Here is a 19986-nt window from a genome sequence, read left to right as displayed (position 1 = left end):
GACGAAAGCCGGCCACACTCGGGCGGCTCTCTCTGGAGATGCTGCTCCGAATCCCGGATTTGGCCTGGTCCAGTTCGAGAATTAATTCTACGTTCTTGGCTGTCAATCGGAATTGGAATATTTTATTCCTTAGCCCGGCACCTGAAAGCGCGAGGAAATCCCGTGTCCGTCCTGAACAGGATCAATGCGAAGCTCGACGGCATGGCGCCTGGCGATCGCGAGATCGGCCAGTACATCGTCGACAATCCGGACCAGATGCTGCGGCTGTCAACGGCGGCTCTGGCTGCCGAGATCGGACGCAGCCAGTCAAGCGTCGTCAAGTTCAGCCAGAAGCTCGGCTATGCCAGTTACCAGGAGCTGAAGCTCGCCGTCAGCGAGGCCAAGGCGCAGGAATGGCAGGTGCCGGCCGGCGTGATCCACGGGTCGATCGAGGTCGGCGACAGCTACCAGGTTATCCTGAAGAAGCTGATCGGCAGCAAGCTTCTGTCGATGCAGCGGACCGCCGAGGCCAACACCGAGCGCATCATCTCCAGGACGCTGGAACTGCTGGACAAGGCGCGCCGCATCCATCTGGTCGGCGTCGGCGCCTCCTCGCTGGTGGCGCGCGATTTCTCCTACAAGCTGATGAAGCTCGGCCGCAATGTCCTGCACGACAGCGACAGCCACATCCAGATGGCCAATGTCTCGACGCTGGGGCCTGGCGATGTGCTGTTCGCGCTGTCCTATTCCGGCGCCAGCATCGAAACCTTGCGCATTGCCGAGCTTGCCCGCAAGCGCGGCACGACGGTGATCGCCGTCACCGGCCTGCACGACAATCCGCTGAGCCGGGTCGCCGACATCCGCCTCTACACCATTGCAGACGAAGAGCGTGCGCGCTCCTCCTCCATCACCGCGCGCGACGCGCAGCTGACGCTGACCGACCTGTTGTTCATCCTATTGGTGCAGAAGCAGCCGGATGCCAATGAGTATGTCCACAACAGCGAAGTGGCGGTCTCGGTGCTGAAGGCGGAGCGGTCTTCGTAGCGCCAAGGGCGATACTGGACCGCGCAACGCCGGTTCTGCAGCCGCCTGGCTCAACAACCGCAGCAATGCACCTCTTGCCTGTCAGCCGCGAAGGCGCGACCCTGCCGGATCTGGCGAAACGCTTCCGCCGAAATCCGCAAAGGGAGAAAAATATGACATCCGATGTGGCCGTTATTGCAGGCGCCGGCGCTGGTCTTAGCGCCTCGCTGGCGCGCCTTCTCAGCCGGGAAGGCTTTCGCGTGGTTCTGGCCGCCCGCAACGTTGAGAAGCTGAGCGCTCTGGTCGACGAGACCGGTGCGCTGGCCGTCGAGACGGATGTTGCCGACGCTGCGTCCGTCGCCAGGCTGTTCGACGCCGCCGACAAGGCCGGCCCGCTGGCGCTTGTGGTGTTCAACGCCAGCGCGCGCACGCGCGGCCCGATCGCCGAGCTCGATGCCGAAGCGGTCAAACAGGCATTGCTGGTCGGCGCCTATGGCGGCTTCCTGGTCGGCCAGCAGGCGGCGCGCCGGCTGCTTGTCCGGGGGGGTGGATCGATCCTGTTCACCGGCGCCACCGCCAGCGTGAAGGGATTTTCCGGCTCGGCCGGCTTTGCCATGCCGAAGTTTGGCCTGCGCGGCCTGGCGCAGTCCATGGCCCGCGAACTCGCCCCGAAGAACATCCACGTCGCCCACTTCATCATCGACGGCCAGATCGAGCCGCCCGGACAGGCAGCCGATCCCGACCGGCCGGACCGCCGCCTGTCGCCGGACGCCATCGCCGAGGCCTATCTCGCTGCCCATCGCCAGCATCGCAGCACCTGGAGCTCGGAGATCGAGCTGCGGCCCTGGGTCGAGACGTTTTGACAATCCAGATGATCGCCTAAGGGCCAGCTGATGGCCTAAGGAAAAGTAACGAGATCCTTCAGATGCTGCTTATATATTACGCAATGTTCATATTCTGTGGTGCTAAGGTACTTATACAATACATAAAAAGGCACAGTGTAATATATACGTTTGCTTAACGTCGGTTGTGCATGCTGCGGGCTTTTCCGCGCTGATTGAGAACGCGCATGCCGATTACACGTCGTACACTCCCTGTGAATGGATTGGTCGTCATCGACAGCAATGCGGCCCTGGCTCGCGCCTGTCTGACGCGATTGGGTTTCGGTGCGCAGGAAGCCCGAGGCCTGCCGACTGTATCGCGGTTGCCGGGCCACGACCGATCGATGCGCGCCAGCCCGGTCGCGCTGGCTTAGCTGTATGGATAGATGTCAACCTCATCGATGTCGGCAGCGGTGAAGACGGTCGGGCCTAAACGCTCTCGAGATAGGTCTCGATCTCAAAATCGCTGACATTGAGCGCGAACGTGTTCAGTTCCTGGCGTTTGCAGGCGACGAAAGAGTCGCGCAGGATTGCCGGAAAGATCTCCGCCACATGCGTCCCGCCTTCAAAGGCGGCGATCGCGGACGCCCAGTCCGGCGGCAGCTTTGCCGGCGGAAGGCCTTGGGCATCGCTGCCGATCGGATCGCCTGGCGACAACTGTCTTTCAATGCCTGTCAGCGCGGCGCCCAATATGGCCGCAAGCACCAGATAGGGATTGGCGTCCGCTCCCGAAACCCGATGCTCGATACGGCGCGCAGCGGTCGGTCCGCCTGGAATACGGATCGCCACCATGCGGTTCTCATAACCCCAGGCAACCGCGGTGGGCGCATAGGATCTTGGGCGCAGCCTGCGGTAGGAGTTGAAATGCGGCGCGAACACCAGCGTGCTCTCGGCCATCGCCGCAAGCAGGCCGCCGACCGCATGACGCATGATCTCCGAGCCCTGATCGGTGCCGTCGTCGAAGACATTGCGCCCTTCGCCGTCGACCAGGCTGAAATGGACGTGAAAGCCATTGCCGGCCCGGTCGCCATAGGGCTTGGCCATGAAGCAGGCGGCAAAGCCGTGCTTGCGGGCAATGCCCTTCACCGTGCGCTTGAACAGCACCGCGTCGTCGGCAGCCCGCAAGGCGTCCGCAACATGGGTCAGATTGATCTCGAACTGACCGACACCGTTTTCGGCGATGGCCGTGTCGACGGGAATGCCTTGCGTCCGGCAGGCCTCATAGACGTCGTGGATGAAGGATTCGAAATCGTCGATTTCGTCGATCGACAGCGCCGCATCGGAATCGAGACGGCGCCCAGTCACCGGCGAGACAGGTCCGACCGGCCGCTGCGACTGCGGATCGACGAGGTAGAATTCGAGTTCCGTTGCCGCGACCGGGGTCAGGCCCAAAGCCTTGTAGCGATCGAGGATGCGGGCCAGCGCCCGTCGCGGGTCGCCGAGATAGGGCGCGCCGGTCTCATCGGCGAGCCAGAGCGGGATGAGCGCCGTCGGATGGGCAGTCCACGCCACCGGGAGAATGCCGCGCCCCGTCCATTGGCAAAGTCCGTCGGCATCGCCGGTCGAGAACACCAGGGTGTTGCCTTCGATGTCCTCGCCCCAGATATCGAGCCCGATCAGCGAATAAGGCATGCGCAGCTTGCCTTCCAACGCCTTCCTGGCCTGCTCGACCGGAATGCGCTTGCCGCGCATGATGCCGTTGAGATCGCACACCGCGGCCCTCAGGCTCTGGATGTCGGTTCTGCTTTCAAGCCAGTTCAAAACGTCCGCAATTGCATCGCTCAATTTCTAACCTCTGGATTTTGAAGGTCCCGCCGCCTGACCGGCCGCACTGTCCCTGGTAAATATAGCTTGTGAGTTTTCGGGAAGCATATCCGGCTGATGCCAGATATTTTCCTTATTTTTTCAATTCACTAGCTGGGATGTCGGGAGGCATTTCAAAACCAATTGCGCGATCTGCGATCGCAACATAGAGGCAAGAAGCCGGAAAGCCAAGGGGCATCGCCCGAATCCGCACAAACGCGACGCGCATCAGTCTCTCGCCTTCGGAAATCTGGCCTGCTGCAGGATATGCTTAGCGCCTTCGTCGATGTCACGCACAATGGCCGCGCGTGCGCGTTCCCCATCCTGGGCCTCGATCGCCGCGACGACTTCCTCGTGATAGTCGATGTCGAGAATGGAGGCGAGGTCATCCTCGAACCCCATGGCGAGATTCCTGAGGAAAGGGCCGACCTGCATCCATACGGTCTCGATCAGGAAGATCATCTGCTCGTTGCCGCAATGGCGATAGATCGAGAATTTGAAGTCGTGGTTCTTGCGCAGATAATCGTCGATATCGCCCTTGCGGGCAGCCAAGGTCAGGTCGGTGCAGTGACGCCGAATCGTCCGCAGATTGTTGCCGTTGATGCGTTTTGTCGCCAGTTCGGTCGCCGAGCCTTCGAGGATCGTGCGCACGGCGCTCAACTGCGAAAACCGCTCGGCCGAAATGACTGGCACCTCCACGCTGCCGTTCGGCATCGGGCTCAGCGCGCGCAATGCCTGGAGCCGCATGAAGGCGCTGCGCACCGGCATGTCGCTGGTGCCGAGTTCCTTGGCGAGTTTGCGCGAGGTCAGCTTCTGGCCCGGCGTGAACTGGCCGGACATCAGCGCCCGCACGAGCTCCAGATAGACTTTCTCATGCAAGGGAACGGTGTCGACGGGGGTCAACCCGAATTGTGTTTTGTCGGCCATTGCGGGGCGCTACTTCATTCGTTCTGAAATCAAGCCTGACGACAACAGCCGCAGATAATCTCGCCTGGCCGAGCGCGGCGAGAACGCCGAAGTCAGCGATTTATCAACACATGATAGACGCTTCGATCGTTGCGCGGCAAGCCAGCTCGCCACCCTGCCGGCAGTTGCACTCAAAGTCTTGCGGCCAGATTGTTGGGCGCTCTGCCAATTTGTGCAAAACCATCATCACAAATCTTGACCTTGCGCGCACTTGCACCTCTGGCCGCTCTCTGGCTTTTTGGGGTACCCATCGCAACGGACTGATTCGCGTCATGCCGCTCGATTGCAATATGACCAAGGCAGTCTGCGGGTGGGTCGTGAAGCGCGCGCAATTTGGCGAAGGAGAAGCAGGCATGGCCGAGTTCAAGAAGCCCGAAATCTCCGAGATGAGACCCAAGATCACCGTTATCGGCGTCGGCGGCGGCGGCGGCAATGCCGTCAACAACATGATCGCCGAGCAGCTTCAGGGCACTGAGTTCATCGCCGCCAACACCGACGCGCAGGCGCTGACCATGTCGAAGGCGACGCGGCTGATCCAGCTTGGCGCCCACGTCACCGAAGGACTGGGCGCCGGATCGCTTCCCGAGATCGGCCGCGCCGCGGCCGAGGAATCGCTCGACGAGATCATGGATCATCTGGCCGGCACGCATATGTGTTTCGTCACCGCCGGCATGGGCGGCGGCACGGGAACCGGTGCAGCTCCAATCATCGCCCAGGCGGCGCGCAAGGCCGGCATCCTGACGGTCGGCGTCGTCACCAAGCCTTTCGCCTTCGAGGGCAGGCGCCGCATGCAGATGGCCGAAGAAGGCATCGAACGGCTGCGCGAGAGCGCCGATACGGTTATCGTCATCCCGAACCAGAACCTGTTCAGGATCGCTGACGCCAAGACCACATTCGCCGATGCGTTCGTCATTGCCGACCGTGTGCTCTATTCCGGCGTCAGCTGCATCACCGATCTCATCGTCAAGGAAGGCCTGATCAATCTCGACTTCGCCGATGTCAAATCGGTGATGCGCGACATGGGCCGCGCCATGATGGGCACCGGCGAGGCCTCCGGCGAAGGCCGGGCGATGAAGGCGGCGGAAGCCGCGATCGCCAACCCGTTGCTCGACGAAGTGTCGATGAAGGGCGCCAAGGGCGTGCTGGTCTCGATATCGGGCGGCAGGGACATGACCCTGTTCGAGGTCGACGAGGCCGCCACCCGCATCCGCGAAGAGGTCTACGAGGACGCCGACATCATCGTCGGCGCGATCTTCGACAAGAACATGGAAGGTCGATTCAGGGTCTCGGTGGTGGCGACGGGTCTTGACCGTGCGTTTGGAGCAGAGGAAGCCGATGCCGGCATCGCGCGCGATCACGCGGGCCAGCCGCCGGCGCGCACGCTTCAGTAGAGCGCATCCAGCTATATCCTCGCCAGGACATGCCTGGCTGAGGGGAGATCGCGGATCGGCCCTTGCGACGCAAATTAACGCGGCCGGCTGTATCGATCTCTGGCGCACTTCTGCTACAACAATCCTTCACATCAGGCCATCTATACTGACAACCGGGATTCGTTCGAGCAACGAGGGGCGCGGCTTGGATTTCGACTTGAAGACCATCGAGGCGCTCGCGCCCGACCAGGCGTCGTTGAGCGCCGCTTCCAGGCTTACCAGGCAATCGAACTGGCCACGGCTAGAAAAGAACGAACAGCTGGCGCTCATCTGGGGGGAATGCCAAGGCTCAGGCTCCAATCCTTATCGCGTGGTCGTCGACACCGGTGACCATGGCTACAAATGCACCTGCCCGTCGCGAAAATTTCCCTGCAAGCACACCTTGGCGCTGATGTGGATCGCCGCCACCACTCCGGCCAGTTTTGCCGCGGCCGGCGCGACGCCGGAATGGGTGAACGATTGGCTCGGCCGTCGCAGGAAGACCGCATCGCCGCCTCTGGAGACGACGCCCGTTGCGGGCAGCAAGAGCATTAGCGAAGCCGCGCAAGACGACGAACGCGTTGTTGTCGAGGACGCGGCTTCGGTCGAGCGTCGCGAGACAGCGCAGCGCAAGCGGGCTGACGACACCCGGTCCTCCGTGTCGGCGGCGCTGGATGAGCTGGATCAATGGATCGCCGACCAGCTGCGGCTTGGTCTTGCCGGCTTTGTCGACAACAGCAGCGACCGTTGCCGACGCATCGCGGCGCGGCTGGTCGACATGAAGGCGACGGCACTTGCCGGCCGCATCGACGAGATACCGTCACGGCTGATGGCAGTGCGCAATGAGGAACGGCCGGATATGGCGATCCGCGAACTTGGCCAGCTCGTGCTGCTGGCCAAGGCCTGGCGATCGGCACCCGACGATCCGGAATTGAAGCGGCTGGTATCGACTTCCGAAAGTCGCGAACAGGTGCTCGCCAATCCCGACGCGACACAGATCGAAAGCGTCTGGGAGGTGCTCGGCGAGAAGATCGAGTCACGCCGTGACGGTCTTGTCAGCCATTCGACCTGGCTGCTCGACCTGAAGAGTGCCACCCCGCAATTCGCCCTGCTGCTGGACTTTTTTCCGGCTTCCGCCGGTCGCCGATCCAACGCCTTCAAGTCTGGCGCCCGTTTCGAGGCCAGATTGGTCTTCTATCCGGCGCGGCAACCGCTGCGGGCATTGCTGGCGGACCGCAAGGGTGACATAGCCTCCGGTGATTGGCCGGATTTCAGCTTTGGCGTATCCGATCCGCTCGCGGACCATGGTGCTCGCCAGGACACTGCGCCCTGGATCACTGATTCTCCTGTCATGCTGCCGCCCGGAGCGGTTCTGCTGGACGATCGGGGTGCCTCCTGGTGGCAGGCCGCAGGCGATCCGCATGGTATCGCATTGCCAATCGCCGGCACCATCAACGCAACGCTGCTTGGGCTGAACCTTTCGGCAACGGCGGCACTCTGGAACGGGAGCCGCCTTGACCTCTTGGCGGCGCAAAGCGGCTTCGGGAGGCTTGATCTGTCGTGAATGAGAGCGAGCTGACCGGGTTGGCGGCCATGCGCGATTGCTGGATCACCGGAGGAGCCGCCTTCGACCTGGCTCCGGCCGCGTGGAAGGCGATCGCCGGCAACGCAAATCCCGACGAGCGCGAGCGCCGGCTGCTGGCCATCGCCGCGCAGGCCATCGAAATCGCCTTGCGGCCGGCCGCGCCGAAGACGCTGAAGCAACGGCCGCCACTGCCAAAGCTTGCCTTGCCGATGCTGCCGGAGCAGCTACGACCGCTTTTGCGAGCCGCGCTGAAGCATGCAGCCGACGCAAGGTACAAGACACGCGTGGCGACGCTCGTCGCCAGCCGAGGCTTTGTGCTGCATCCGATGGACTGGATGCCTGCTGCGTCGTATCGGGAAAGTCCGGATGTTTATGCCCCGTGGGTCGACTGGCAAGCAGGTGTGGATGGCGAAAAGCAGTCCAGCCGGGAGCAACTGACCGCAGAGACTTGGGACGACTTCTATCCTGCCGCGCGCCGTATCGCGCTGGCCGATTTGCGCCGCACCGCACCGGCTTTGGCCAGACAGCTGATCGAGGCCAAGGGATCAAGTGAGGCGGCGGAGATCAGGTCCGCGCTCATCGAACTCATGGGCGTCGGGTTGAGCGCCGATGATGCGCCGTTCCTGAAGGGCCTCTTCGCCGATCGGTCAGGCAAAGTGCGCGAACTGGCTGGCCGGCTGCTGGCAAGATTGGGAGAGCAAGGCAACCCACGCGATGGCGGGCTGGAAGATGCGACGGCCGAGCTGGCCGCCTTCATCTCGGAAGGCAATTCCGGATTTTTCCGCCGCCGCACCACCTACGCACCGGCAAAGCTTAAGTCGCCCAGTCAAGAAAGCCGTCGCATCGATTTGTTTGCGACCTGTTATCTCGGCGATCTCGCAGCCCGCTTCGGCGTCACCGAGTCCGATTTCGTCGGGGCATGGCAGTTCGGCTTCGACGACAAGGCGGATCTCTTTTTCGTTCGAATGGTCTCGGTGTCCGGCGGCGAGGCGGCCGTGGCGCATTTGGCGGACACACTTGTCGCAGAAGGCGGCAAGCCGGCGCTTCTCGTCCTCCATCTCATGGCGCGCCTGGACAGCGGCAGGAAGCGTGCCTTGATCAGACAAATCCTGAAAGACACGGTCGATCTTCACGCGCTCATCCAGGTCGAAGGCGTCGAAGCAGGCTGGCTGGAATGGGGAGACCTGACAAACGGCCAGACGCTCCCGGCATTGCGTTCCGCTGTTGCGGGTAACGACGAGCCCTTGAAGCGAAGCGTCGACCAGATACTGGAAACCTTGGGCCTTCTCGCCACCGCGGCGACGGCGGAAAAATTGATCGGGGACGTTGTTGCGGCTGGCATGGCTCCGGCGGCGCCTTCGCTAGGTCTTCTGCGCCTCAACGCATCACTGGCCTGAACCAACACACCATCAATCCGGAGAACAGCAAATGAACGCAGCCATCCGTCTTCCGGTAGAGCAGGCCTACGCCACCGAGTTGCAGGCACTCGCACGCAACGACGACCGGCAAAGGCCCGCCGGATGGAGCCTCTCGCCAAAGGCGGTGCTGACCTATCTGCTCGGCGGCAAGGCTGACGACGGCACGCTGATAACGCCCAAATATGTCGGCCGCCGGCGGCTGATGGAGACCGCCGTGGCGACGCTCGCCACGGATCGCGCGCTGTTGCTGCTCGGTGTTCCGGGCACGGCGAAATCCTGGGTGTCGGAGCATCTCGCCGCCGCCATCATGGGAGACTCGACATTGATCGTGCAGTGCACGGCCGGCACCGATGAGAACCAGATCCGCTATGGCTGGAACTACGCACAGCTTCTGGCAAAGGGCCCAAGCCAGGACGCGCTGGTGCCGACGCCACTCTATCGCGCTATGAACGATGGCAAGCTCTGCCGCCTCGAGGAGCTGACGCGCATGGGCTCCGATGTGCAGGACACGCTGATCACCGTGTTGTCCGAAAAGATGATGCCGATCCCCGAACTCAACACCTCGATCTATGCGCAGCGCGGTTTCAACATCATCGCCACCGCCAACAACCGCGACAAGGGCGTCAACGAGCTGTCCTCGGCGCTGAAGCGCCGCTTCAACGTCGTCGTGCTGCCCCTGCCTGAGGACATGGCGGAGGAAGTGGCGATTGTCTCCAAGCGGGTCGGCGAGATGGCCGGCGGTCTTGACCTGCCGGTACCGAAGAATGTCGTCGAGGAGATCTCCCGGGTGCTGACCATTTTTCGCGAGTTGCGCTCCGGTGCGACAGCCGACGGCAAGGTGACGCTGAAGACGCCGTCCGGTTCGCTGTCCACGGCCGAAGCCATTGCCACCATGGTCGGCGGCCTCAGCCAGGCGGCCTGGTTCGACAGCGGCAAGCTTGGCGCCGAAGGCCTTGCCGCCAGCCTCGTCGGCGCGATCGTGAAAGATCCCGTGCAGGACAAGCTGGTGCTGGAAGAATATCTGGAAACCGTGCTCAAGAAGCGGCCAGACTATGCCGGCTACTACGCGGCCTTGAACGCGGCGATCTGACGCCATGGCGCTCAGCGACGTTTCCTATTTCGGCATACGCCATCACGGGCCCGGCTCCGCCGACAGCCTGGTGCAGGCGTTGCAGGAGTTGAAACCGGTCGCCGTGCTGATCGAAGGGCCGGCCGACGCGTCCGCGCTGCTGCCACTGCTCGCCCGTCCCGAGATGCAGCCGCCGGTGGCGCTGCTTTGCTATCCGGAGGACGATCCGGCCTCGACGAGTTTCTGGCCGTTTGCCGAGTTTTCGCCGGAATACCAGGCGGCCCTATGGGCTGTCGCCAACAACGCCACATTGCGCTTCATCGACCTGCCGTCGTCGGCCCGCACCGCACCGGTTGACGGCACGGAGGATACGGAAGCGAAGGAAGCGGGAGCCGAGCCAGACAATGACGCGGCGCCGCATCTGCGTGACCCGATCGGGACGCTGGCACAAGCTGCCGGCTATGAGGATGGCGAGAGCTGGTGGTCTGATATCATCGAGCAGAACCCGCAGCCGGGCCCCATCTTCGCCGCCATAGCGGATGCGATGACGACGCTGCGGGACGGCGAAGGTCCGCTTGCGGCGCTCGAGGCGAAACGCGAAGCGCATATGCGGCTTGAAATCGCCGCCGCGCGCAAGGAATTCGACGGTCCGATCGCGGCCGTTTGCGGCGCCTGGCATGTACCGGCCTTGCAGGCAACACGGCCGCAGAAGGACGACCAAGCGCTTCTCAAGGGGCTCGCGCGGCGCAAAAGCATGATGACCTGGGCGCCATGGACGGGACCGCGTCTGGCGCTCGGTTTCGGCTATGGCGCAGGCGTCGTCGCGCCCGGCTGGTGCAAGCATCTGTGGCGCACACGCGGTCGCCATGACGCGGCGACTCTATGGCTGGCGATGATCGCGGCGGTGCTGAGGGCCAAGGGGCACATAGCCTCGACCGCCTCGCTGATCGAGGCCGAAAGGCTGGCCCGCACGCTGGCCGTGATCCGCGAGCGTCCAAAGCCCGGTTTCGAGGAACTGCGCGATGCCGCGATCGCCGCTCTGTTCAACGGCGAAGCGCTGCTGTGGGCGCTGGTCGAAGCCGAACTGCTCCTGGGCGCGGATGTTGGTGAAATTCCGCCCGACACCCCGCTGGCGCCGTTGATCGAGGATCTGCAACGCAACCAGAAAGCAGCGCGCCTGAAGCCCGAGGCGCTGGAGCGCGAACTGTCGGTCGATCTGCGCAGCGAGAGCGGGCTGTTTCGGTCGACCTTGCTGCACCGGCTGAACGTGCTGGGCGTGCAGTGGGGCAAACTGACCGACAGCGGTCGCAGCCGCGGCACGTTTCGCGAGCGGTGGACCCTGTCGTGGGAGCCGGAATATGCCGTGCGCCTGGTCGAGAACCTGGTCTACGGACCGACCATCGAAAAGGCCGCCAATGGCCGCCTGATCCAGATGATCGGTGCGGCGACGTCTCTCGATGCGTTGGCGGCACTGGTTCAGGGCGCCATCACGGCAAACCTGTCGGAGGCCTCGACGGCCGGCTTGGCGACACTAGAGGAACGCGCGGCGCGCAGCAGCGAATGCCTGGAAATTCTGGCGTCGGTGCCGCCGCTCGCCGACATCATCCGGTATGGCGAGGCCCGCAAGACGGAAACCGCCCGCCTGTCCGGTCTGCTGGAGCGGCTGATCGTCGAAGGCGGGATCGCGCTTGCCTATGCCGCGCGCGACCTCGACGCCGAGGCTTCGACGGCGCTGGTCGGCGCCATGCGCAAGGCCGACGAGGCGATCAGGCTGGTCGAACCCGAGCAGGACGTTCTGGACGCCTGGCGCATTGGATTGGCCGCCGTGCTCGATGGATCGCGATCGACGGCACTCGTGGCGGGTTGCGCCGCGCATCTGCTTTACGAAGCCGGCCATTTGTCCGCCGACGCCGCGGCGGCCCTGATCGCACGGCGCCTGTCGCCGGGCACGCCGGTCGCCGACGCGGCAGGGTTCTTCGAAGGCTTCTTCAGCACCGCCGCTCAACGGCTCATCTATGACGAGGCATTGCGGGGAGCCGTCGATGCCTGGCTTACATCCGTCGATGAGGAAGCCTTCATTGCGTATCTGCCGCTGTTGCGCCGGGTTTTTTCGCATCTTGACTCGATGGAGCGGCGGCGGCTGATCGAGGCGGTGCTCGGCCGCGCCAGGCGCTTGCCGGCGGGGCTGACGCCGACGCCGGATGGCGGTGAGGTGTGGCGCCGGCACTTGGAACGGCTTGGGCCTTTGCTGATGAGCGAGACCGGCAATGGATGAAGAGGCCGATATCGGCGAAACCGAATCGGCCGGCGACGAACGGGAGCGCCGCTGGCGCCTGGCGATCGGTGCGGATGACGAGTCTTCGTCAGCGCTGTCCGGCAATGACAAGCGGCTTTCGGCGGCGCTCGATGCACTCTACGGCGATGGCGCCGGCGATGCTGCCGCCGATCCGCGCAAGCGGCGCGGCGGGCTCGGGCGCTCGGCGCCGAGGGTGGCGCAGTGGATGGGCGATATCAGGTCGTTCTTCCCCGCGCAGGTCGTCCAGATAGTCCAGAAGGATGCCTTCGAACGGCTCAACCTGAAGCAGATGCTGATGGAGCCGGAATTCCTCAAGGCGATCGAGGCGGACGTCAATCTCGTCGCCGACCTGATTTCGCTGCGCTCCGTCATGCCGGCCAAGACCAAGGACATTGCGCGTACGATCATCGCCGATATCGTCGCCAAGTTGATGCAGCGGCTGGAGCAGAAGACGGCCGAGGCGATACGCGGCGCGGTCGAACGGTCGCAACGCACCAACCGCCCACGCCAGCGCGACATCGACTGGCCGCGTACGATCTCGGCCAACCTTCGCCATTACCAGCCCGAGTACAAAACCATCGTGCCGGAGAAGCTGGTCGGCTTCATGCGCAAACAGCGAAGGCTGGTCGACCTGGATGAGGTGGTGCTGTGTGTCGACCAGTCGGGCTCGATGGCAAGCTCGGTGATCTACGCCTCGATATTCGCCGCGGTGATGGCTTCCCTGCCGGTCGTGCGGACCAAGCTCGTCTGCTTCGACACGGCGATCGTCGATCTGACAGAGGAGCTCAGCGATCCTGTCGAAGTCCTGTTTGGCGTGCAACTGGGCGGCGGCACCGACATCAACCAGGCCGTCGCCTATTGCGCGGACCGCATCGAACGGCCGACCAAGTCGCATATGGTGCTGATCACCGACCTTTATGAAGGCGGCAACGGCCAGGAATTGCTGCAGCGGCTTGCAGCACTCGTTCGCTCCGGCGTCAACGTCGTGGTGCTTCTGGCGCTGACCGATCAGGGCAGGCCTGGTTATGACCCCAAGATGGCGGGCTCAGTGGCCGCCTTGGGCATTCCGGTTTTCGCCTGCACGCCGGATCTGTTTCCAGACATGATGGCGGCAGCATTGCGTCGGGAAGATATAGGCGCCTGGGCGGCCGGCGCCGACATCAAGCTTGTTCGAGCCGAAGCCGAAGCGCCGGAGTGAAACAGCTGGTACCAGAGCTGCCAAGGTGCTCCTGGCAGCTCTGGGAAAGATCGCTGGAGCTCAGCCGAACTTCGGGTCGAGACTGCCTGACTTGTAGCGCTTGGCCATCTCCGCGACCGGCAGCGGCTTGATCTTCTGCGCGTTGCCGGCGGTGCCGAACTGTTCGAAACGCTCCTTGCAGAGCTTGCGCATCGCCGCCATGGCAGGTGTCAGGTACTTGCGCGGGTCGAACTCGCTCGGGTTCTCGGTCAGTACCTTGCGGATGGCGCCGGTCAGCGCCATGCGGTTGTCGGTGTCGATGTTGATCTTGCGCACGCCGTGCTTGATGCCGCGCTGGATCTCCTCGACCGGCACGCCCCAGGTCGGCTTCATCTGGCCGCCATATTTGTTGATGATCTCCTGCAGGTCCTCCGGCACCGAGGACGAGCCGTGCATGACCAGATGCATGTTCGGCAGCCGGCGGTGGATCTCCTCGATGACGTTCATGGCCAGCACCGCGCCGTCCGGCTTGCGCGAGAATTTGTAGGCGCCATGGCTGGTGCCCATGGCAACCGCCAGTGCATCGACATGGGTGTCCTTGACGAACTCCACCGCCTGTTCCGGATCGGTCAGCAACTGGTCGTGGCTGATCGCGCCTTCGACGCCGTGGCCGTCTTCCTGTTCGCCGCCGCCGCTCTCCAGCGAGCCGAGCACGCCGATCTCGCCTTCGACGGACACGCCGCCCCAATGCGCCATGTCGACGACGCGTTTGGTGATGCCGGAATTGTATGCGTAGTCGGCCGGGGTCTTGCCGTCTTCCTTCAGCGATCCGTCCATCATGACAGACGTGAAGCCGTACTGGATCGCGGTGACGCAGGTGGCTTCGTTGTTGCCATGGTCGAGATGCATACAGACCGGAATATCGGGATGGATTTCGACCAGCGCGTCGATCAGCTTGGCCAGCACCACGTCATTGGCATAGGCGCGCGCGCCGCGGCTCGCCTGCAGGATGACCGGTGACTTGGTCTCCTCGGCGGCCTCCATGATGGCGAGGCCCTGTTCCATGTTGTTCATGTTGAAAGCGGGCACGCCGTAGCCGTATTCGGCGGCGTGGTCGAGCAATTGTCTCAGTGTTATGCGAGCCACCCAATAGTCTCCCGTATCTGGTTTCAAGCGCAACGTCACGGGCCAGCCGATTGCCGCCCGGCCCTTGATGCTTCTGGCCGGATTTCAACGGAACCGCAACCTTCAGCGGTCTTCTCGATCGCAATTCTTGTTGCAGGGTTGAAATCCGGACTGTTTGGTGACCTCAGGCCGCGATCAATTCCCGCGCCGCCAGGATCTGCACGCAGGCATTGGCCGCTTCCTTGCCCTTGACCGCGAAGTGCTCGAAGAAGAAGCGGTGGTGCTCGGCGCTGTCGTGGTAGTTGTGCGGGGTGAGCACCGCCGACAGCACCGGCACGCCGGTCGACAGCTGCACATTCATCATGCCGTCGATCACCGCGCTGGCGACGAACTCATGCCGGTAGATGCCGCCATTGACGACAAAGGCGGTGCCGAGGATCGCGGCATAGCGGCCGGTCCCGGCCAGGGTCTTGGCATGCAGGGGAATTTCATAGGCGCCCGGCACGTCGAAGACATCGACGGTGAAGCGCTCGCCTCCGAGAGTGGCCAGTTCCGCCTCGAAAGCACTTACACATTGGTCGACGATGTCGGCATGCCAGCGCGCGCGAATGACGGCAATGCGAACAGTTTCATAGTCTTTGTGGGAATGCTGATTCATGGGTCCATCCTTCCGTTTCGAACCAGAATCAGGACGCACGATACGCAATCCGGCCCGCCGGGGCGGTCCGTCTTGCATTTCGTTCTCTTCCATCCGGACTTTAACCGTCGGCTCCGGAATCACACCGGATCTGCTGACCTTCCCGAAACCGGAAAGCGCTCGCGGGCTTGGGCCTGCCGCATGACCCCGAAAACCGGAATCGGTTTTCGGAAAGGTATCATGCGCAACTAAGAGTCCTTACCGCCGGTGGGGACTTTCACCCCGCCCTGAGAACATTAACGCCATTTGTATGAAAGGGCAGGGCGCTGCTGTCAACCGTGAGAAGGTTGGGCCAAGCACGTTCGGCCGCTACCTCGTGCGCCAAGCCGCCGCCGACGCGGCAATCAGCATCAGCACTGCCGCAACCGCCGCGCATATGGCGAAGCCGAAGCTGGAATAGAGCGGTCCGAAGCTGGTGGTGCCGACGAAGACCGCGAGATAGGTCACCGCGCTGTTCAGGCCCATGATCGTGCCGCGCCGCGATGGATCGAGCGCTGACAGGCGCATCACCAGGACGTTCAGGCCGAAATGATTGGCCAGCCCCCAGACCGCGACCATGGCTATGGTCACACCGAAACTGCCGCTCGTTGCGGCCATGGCCACGTAGACGACGGCGACCAGGAGATAGGCGAATGGCATGACGCGTCGTGCGCCGAGCCGATCGATGACGCCGTCGAGGAGAGCAGCCGTGCCGAAGCCGATGCCATAGGCAAGGGCTGCCAGCCCATTGGCGCTGACCGGCTGCCCAAGCCCAACGTGAAGGTGGTCGCCTAGATAGCCATAGACACCATAGAACGCGGTCATGAAGGCGGCGCAGGCAATGAGAAGCGGGACGATGCCGGGAATGCCGAGCGCGTCTATTGGCGTCGGCGCTGGGCCGCTCTTCCTGACGTCGCTCAGCGACGACAGTGCGAGGCCGGCCAACGCTAGCATTGCCAGTAGCGCGACCGCGGCGAAAACGGCACGCCAATGCACGAGATCGGCAAGTACGGCCGACAGCGAGACGCCGGCCACCATGCTGAGCGTCCATCCGGTGAGCACGACGCCGATCGTGCCGCTCTCCCTGCCCGGTGGAGCGATGGCCGCGGCGCTGGCATAGATTGCCGGCATGGCGATACCGGCGGCAATGCCGGCGAGCAGCTGTGCCGCGACCAGCATGATCACAGTGGGTGCCGCGGCACTCGCGACCAATGCCAGTGCCAGCAGCAACAGTGCGCCCTGCAGCATCCGGCGTGCACCGAGCCGGTCGATGTAGCGGGCCAGGAACAGGGCGCTTGCGGAGGTGCCGAGACCGAACGACGCCGCCGCAATCATCACGGTCGGCACGCTGGTCCCGAACGACGAGGCCACTGCAGGTGCGATCGGACCCAGCACAAGCGAGTTCGAGCCGATCACGGCGATGCAGCCCGTCAAGAGATAGGCGAGCGCCGGGATCGGCGCTCGGGCAGTCAATGGTGCAACTTGATCAATGTTCGACATATCAGCATAATGGCCGTATTTTATTCAGCGGAGAACAGGGAATTTCGCCATGGATGAAGAAACAGATGGCATTCTGCAGAACAGGGCTGCGGCCCGCGATCTCGACGCGACAGACCGAAGAATATTAGGCGTCCTGGTCGATGACGCCACGATCAGCTATGCCGAACTCGGCGATCGCGTTGGCTTGTCGCCACCCGCAGCACATGAGCGGGTCAAACGGCTCCGGCGCAGCGGCGCCATCCGCAACACGGTCGCCATCATCGATCCCCGGGCGGTGAAGAAGCCTTTGCTTGCCTTTGTCCACATCGACACCAGGGGCTGGGGAAAGACGCCGGAACTGATGGCGGTCTCGCAATATCCCGAAGTCGAGGAGATCCATACCGTCGCCGGTGATACCTGCATGCTGCTGAAGGTCCGCACGGAAGACACCAGAGCACTCGAAGGCCTTTTGGCGCGCCTGTACGAAACGCCGGGCGTCACCTCGACGCGCAGCTATGTGGTTTTATCGACCTATCTCGAGCGGCCGGTGCAGCCGGGCATTACAGAGACATGGCCCACGCCGAAGCATATGGCCGAGCCTCTGTACTAGAAGTGAGCGGCTACGCTCGCTCTGGGAACATCGCCTTCAGGCCCTCGCGTGATGCCTTGGCGACACCGCGCTCGGTGATTAGGCCGGTGACCAGCCGCGCCGGCGTCACATCGAAGGCCGGGTTCGCCGCGGGCGTCGTCTCCGGCGAAATGCGCACCTGGGCAATCTCGCCGGCAGCGGTCTTGCCCCAGACCAGCGAGACCTCGTCGGCCGAGCGCTGCTCGATCGGGATCTCGGCCAGTCCGTCATGCACTGTCCAGTCGATGGTGGGCGACGGCAGCGCGACATAGAACGGCACATCATTGTCGGCGGCTGCGAGTGCCTTCAGATAGGTGCCGATCTTGTTGCAGACATCGCCGTCGGCGGTGGTGCGGTCGGTGCCGACAATGACCATGTCGATCGCGCCGCGCTGCATCAGATGGCCGCCGGCATTGTCGACGATCAGCGTATGCGGCACGCCGTGGCCGGCCATCTCCCAGGCGGTCAGCTGGGCACCCTGGTTGCGCGGCCGTGTTTCATCGACATAGACGTGAACCGGAATTTCGGCCTCCGTCGCCAGATAGATAGGCGCGGTGGCGGTGCCGTAGTCGACGGTCGCCAGCCAACCGGCATTGCAGTGGGTGAGGATGTTGACCGGCTCGCCCTTCTGCTTGCGTGCCGCGATCGCCTTGATGATGGCGAGACCGTTTTGGCCGATGGCGCGGTTGAGGCCGACATCCTCATCGGCGATCTCGCCGGCGCGCCGATAGGCGGCCGCGGCGCGCTGGTCTGCCGGCAGCGGTCGCAGGAAGCGTCGCATCTCGTCCAGCGCCCAGCGCAGATTGATCGCGGTCGGACGCGTTTCGTGCAGGGTCTCCCACACGGCGTCGAGCGCTGCATCCGACGGATCGTCAGCCATCTGCATGGCGACGCCATAGGCCGCTGTGACGCCGATCAGCGGTGCGCCGCGCACCCACATGTCGCGGATGGCGGTGGCGATGCCGGCAACCGTGCCGATCTTCTCGATGCGGAAATCATGCGGCAGCCAGCGCTGGTCGATGATCTCCACCGAACGTCCGTCGTCGCTCAGCCAGATGGTGCGATAGTGGCGGTCGCCGACGTTCAAATGCTGCTCTCCTGTTCGATCAACGCGGCCAGTTGGTTGACCTCGTCGACGCTGTGGATCTGGCGCCGGTTGACGGCGAGATGGCGACCGAATTTCAGCGCTTTTGCTTCACAACTGGCGCGCAGATCCTCGTCGGCAATGGTCTCGAAATCGGCATTGTGGGCGAGGCCGAGGATACGCCGGTGGACCTCGATGCCGGCAAAGCCGAGCAGGTCGGTCCAGATCTGGTGCAGCACATGGTCGAGCGCCTGCTCGGCGCCGAGCCTGTCGCCCTGATCCTCGAACAGGCTCTTCTGATAGAGCATGCCGGTGCGCTCGGTGCGCCACAGATGCGAGAATTCGGCGCGGAATACGACCCAAGTCTCGACCGTCACCTCGAGCAGATAGGCGCGCATGGCGTCGCGCTTGCCCTTCTGCTCGTGGCCGCGCTGCGAGAAGAACGACATCCAGAAATTGGCGAGCAGCATGCCGACATCGAAGGCCATCGGGCCGTAGAAGGCGAACTCCGGATCGATCATCCGGGTTTCCCTTTCGGTGACCATGATCGAGCCGGAATGCAGGTCGCCATGCAGCAGCGTTTCGGCATTGGCGGCGAAGATGTGCTTCAGCCGCTGCGCCTCGACCTTGAGGTCGCGGTCGGCACGCAGTTCGGCGACGAGGCCGTCGAGCTGCGGCGAGGTGTGACGGTTCATCTTGGCGTCGAAATAGGGGTCGGAAAACACCAGGCTCTCGGTGATGTCGCAAAGCTCGACATTGTCGGCGAACAGCGCCAGATCGGCCTTGCGGTCCTTGGTTGCCATGTGCAGGTCGGAGCCGCGAAACAGCGTGCGGGCCATGAACAGGCCGATATCCCGGGCAATGTTCGGCAATTGCCGGCCCTCGATCAGCGCCCGCCGCAGGATGATGTGCGGCGGCGCAAGATATTCCATGATGATCAGCGCCTGGCCTTCATCGAAATAAAGGATCGCCGGCACCGAGCCCGGCGCGCGCGCCTCTTGCCTTGTCAGCGCGTGATATTCGAAGAAGGAGCGCTTCAACGGCAGCGGCCAGCTGTCGCCGACCAGGCGGACATAGGGCAGGGCCTGCTTGACCACCGCCGCACCGCTTGCGCCCTCGACGATGAACACCAGGTTGAGATTGCCGTCACCGACCTCGCGGACCTTCCAGCGTGTCGTGTCCTTGCCGATCATCGCGCATAGCGCCTCGTTGTCACCGAGGCGGGCAGCCAGGGTCTCTACCGACAGTGCTTCGAACGGCAATTTTTCAGTCATCGTCATCCTCCCGCATATGCGCTCCGAACATAACGGAGGCATGGCGGCCGGTCCAAGCTAGGAAGCGATCTGGCAATTGTCAATCGTGTTGACAATTGACGACACAGCCCATAG

At 63.4% G+C, this 19986-nt stretch carries 16 protein-coding genes and 1 riboswitch; of the genes, 9 read left to right on the top strand and 7 right to left on the bottom strand.

The window, feature by feature from the left end; all coding sequences use genetic code 11:
- The first annotated feature begins 162 nt into the window (after positions 1-162).
- Both ASD12_RS02160 and ASD12_RS02155 read left to right on the top strand, forming a co-directional pair.
- Entirely contained in the window at positions 163-1023 is an 861-nt protein-coding gene (locus ASD12_RS02160) for a MurR/RpiR family transcriptional regulator (RefSeq protein WP_056581443.1), read from the top strand.
- Between the two features lie 152 nt (positions 1024-1175).
- Positions 1176-1865: an SDR family NAD(P)-dependent oxidoreductase gene (locus ASD12_RS02155; RefSeq protein ID WP_056581440.1), complete on the top strand. Its 690-nt coding sequence runs from the start codon at positions 1176-1178 to the stop codon at positions 1863-1865.
- A 447-nt stretch (positions 1866-2312) separates the two neighbouring features.
- Here the strand turns inward: ASD12_RS02155 and ASD12_RS02150 are convergent, their stop codons facing one another.
- Complete coding sequence (locus ASD12_RS02150; protein ID WP_056581437.1) at positions 2313-3668, bottom strand: glutamine synthetase family protein; 1356 nt, start codon at positions 3666-3668, stop codon at positions 2313-2315.
- Positions 3669-3914: 246 nt separating this feature from the next.
- Complete coding sequence (locus ASD12_RS02145; RefSeq protein ID WP_056581434.1) at positions 3915-4613, bottom strand: GntR family transcriptional regulator; 699 nt, start codon at positions 4611-4613, stop codon at positions 3915-3917.
- 392 nt (positions 4614-5005) lie between these two features.
- Here ASD12_RS02145 and ftsZ point away from each other — a divergent pair, with 392 nt between their 5' ends.
- The 6 genes from ftsZ to ASD12_RS02115 all read left to right on the top strand — a co-directional run bounded on the left by ftsZ (position 5006) and on the right by ASD12_RS02115 (position 13627).
- Positions 5006-6043 (top strand): cell division protein FtsZ, encoded by a 1038-nt coding sequence (ftsZ, locus tag ASD12_RS02140; protein WP_056581926.1) that lies wholly within the window; start codon positions 5006-5008, stop codon positions 6041-6043.
- Positions 6044-6227: 184 nt separating this feature from the next.
- The gene (locus ASD12_RS02135; RefSeq protein WP_056581431.1) at positions 6228-7625 is read left to right on the top strand and encodes an SWIM zinc finger family protein; all 1398 of its coding nucleotides are present in this window, start codon (positions 6228-6230) and stop codon (positions 7623-7625) included.
- Positions 7622-9043: a DUF5691 domain-containing protein gene (locus ASD12_RS02130; RefSeq protein WP_056581428.1), complete on the top strand. Its 1422-nt coding sequence runs from the start codon at positions 7622-7624 to the stop codon at positions 9041-9043. The genes ASD12_RS02135 and ASD12_RS02130 overlap by 4 nt, the downstream gene beginning before the upstream one ends.
- A gap of 31 nt (positions 9044-9074) precedes the next feature.
- Positions 9075-10154 (top strand): AAA family ATPase, encoded by a 1080-nt coding sequence (locus ASD12_RS02125; protein ID WP_056581425.1) that lies wholly within the window; start codon positions 9075-9077, stop codon positions 10152-10154.
- Positions 10155-10158: 4 nt separating this feature from the next.
- Entirely contained in the window at positions 10159-12408 is a 2250-nt protein-coding gene (locus tag ASD12_RS02120) for a DUF5682 family protein (protein WP_056581422.1), read from the top strand.
- Entirely contained in the window at positions 12401-13627 is a 1227-nt protein-coding gene (locus tag ASD12_RS02115; RefSeq protein WP_056581419.1) for a VWA domain-containing protein, read from the top strand. Before ASD12_RS02120 ends, ASD12_RS02115 begins: the two co-directional genes overlap by 8 nt.
- Before the next feature lie 60 nt (positions 13628-13687).
- Here the strand turns inward: ASD12_RS02115 and fba are convergent, their stop codons facing one another.
- From fba to ASD12_RS02100, 3 genes are all read right to left on the bottom strand, one after another.
- On the bottom strand, positions 13688-14752 hold the full coding sequence (gene fba, locus ASD12_RS02110) for a class II fructose-bisphosphate aldolase (RefSeq protein WP_013532928.1): 1065 nt from the start codon (positions 14750-14752) through the stop codon (positions 13688-13690).
- A 163-nt stretch (positions 14753-14915) separates the two neighbouring features.
- Entirely contained in the window at positions 14916-15389 is a 474-nt protein-coding gene (locus tag ASD12_RS02105) for a 6,7-dimethyl-8-ribityllumazine synthase (RefSeq protein ID WP_056581416.1), read from the bottom strand.
- Positions 15390-15466: 77 nt separating this feature from the next.
- A riboswitch (FMN riboswitch) is annotated at positions 15467-15667 on the bottom strand.
- A gap of 70 nt (positions 15668-15737) precedes the next feature.
- Positions 15738-16907, bottom strand: a complete 1170-nt coding sequence (locus tag ASD12_RS02100) for an MFS transporter (protein WP_056581413.1) — start codon at positions 16905-16907, stop codon at positions 15738-15740.
- Between the two features lie 49 nt (positions 16908-16956).
- Here ASD12_RS02100 and ASD12_RS02095 point away from each other — a divergent pair, with 49 nt between their 5' ends.
- Positions 16957-17496 carry an Lrp/AsnC family transcriptional regulator gene (locus ASD12_RS02095; RefSeq protein ID WP_056581410.1) on the top strand — a complete coding sequence of 180 codons (540 nt, stop codon included), beginning with the start codon at positions 16957-16959 and terminating at the stop codon, positions 17494-17496.
- 10 nt (positions 17497-17506) lie between these two features.
- Here ASD12_RS02095 and mtnA read toward each other — a convergent pair whose 3' ends face one another.
- Complete coding sequence (mtnA, locus tag ASD12_RS02090) at positions 17507-18601, bottom strand: S-methyl-5-thioribose-1-phosphate isomerase (RefSeq protein ID WP_056581405.1); 1095 nt, start codon at positions 18599-18601, stop codon at positions 17507-17509.
- On the bottom strand, positions 18598-19872 hold the full coding sequence (gene mtnK / locus ASD12_RS02085; protein WP_056581402.1) for an S-methyl-5-thioribose kinase: 1275 nt from the start codon (positions 19870-19872) through the stop codon (positions 18598-18600). The genes mtnA and mtnK overlap by 4 nt, the downstream gene beginning before the upstream one ends.
- Positions 19873-19986 lie beyond the last annotated feature (114 nt).

Origin of the sequence: Mesorhizobium sp. Root102, assembly GCF_001425625.1 — a bacterium.
In the GTDB taxonomy this organism is placed as follows: Bacteria; Pseudomonadota; Alphaproteobacteria; order Rhizobiales; family Rhizobiaceae; genus Mesorhizobium.
The sequence above is the reverse complement of the archived record's forward strand: the minus strand, read 5'-3'. Positions and strand labels throughout refer to the sequence as shown.

What these genes read in the sequence shown, in the direction of transcription:
- mtnK (WP_056581402.1), bottom strand. Translation starts at nt 19,872, where the DNA reads ATGACTGAAAAATTGCCGTTCGAAGCACTGTCGGTAGAGACCCTGGCT.
- ASD12_RS02120 (WP_056581422.1), top strand. Translation starts at nt 10,159, where the DNA reads ATGGCGCTCAGCGACGTTTCCTATTTCGGCATACGCCATCACGGGCCC.
- ASD12_RS02145 (WP_056581434.1), bottom strand. Translation starts at nt 4,613, where the DNA reads ATGGCCGACAAAACACAATTCGGGTTGACCCCCGTCGACACCGTTCCC.
- ASD12_RS02105 (WP_056581416.1), bottom strand. Translation starts at nt 15,389, where the DNA reads ATGAATCAGCATTCCCACAAAGACTATGAAACTGTTCGCATTGCCGTC.
- ASD12_RS02095 (WP_056581410.1), top strand. Translation starts at nt 16,957, where the DNA reads ATGGATGAAGAAACAGATGGCATTCTGCAGAACAGGGCTGCGGCCCGC.
- ASD12_RS02115 (WP_056581419.1), top strand. Translation starts at nt 12,401, where the DNA reads ATGGATGAAGAGGCCGATATCGGCGAAACCGAATCGGCCGGCGACGAA.
- ASD12_RS02100 (WP_056581413.1), bottom strand. Translation starts at nt 16,907, where the DNA reads ATGTCGAACATTGATCAAGTTGCACCATTGACTGCCCGAGCGCCGATC.
- ftsZ (WP_056581926.1), top strand. Translation starts at nt 5,006, where the DNA reads ATGGCCGAGTTCAAGAAGCCCGAAATCTCCGAGATGAGACCCAAGATC.
- ASD12_RS02155 (WP_056581440.1), top strand. Translation starts at nt 1,176, where the DNA reads ATGACATCCGATGTGGCCGTTATTGCAGGCGCCGGCGCTGGTCTTAGC.
- ASD12_RS02125 (WP_056581425.1), top strand. Translation starts at nt 9,075, where the DNA reads ATGAACGCAGCCATCCGTCTTCCGGTAGAGCAGGCCTACGCCACCGAG.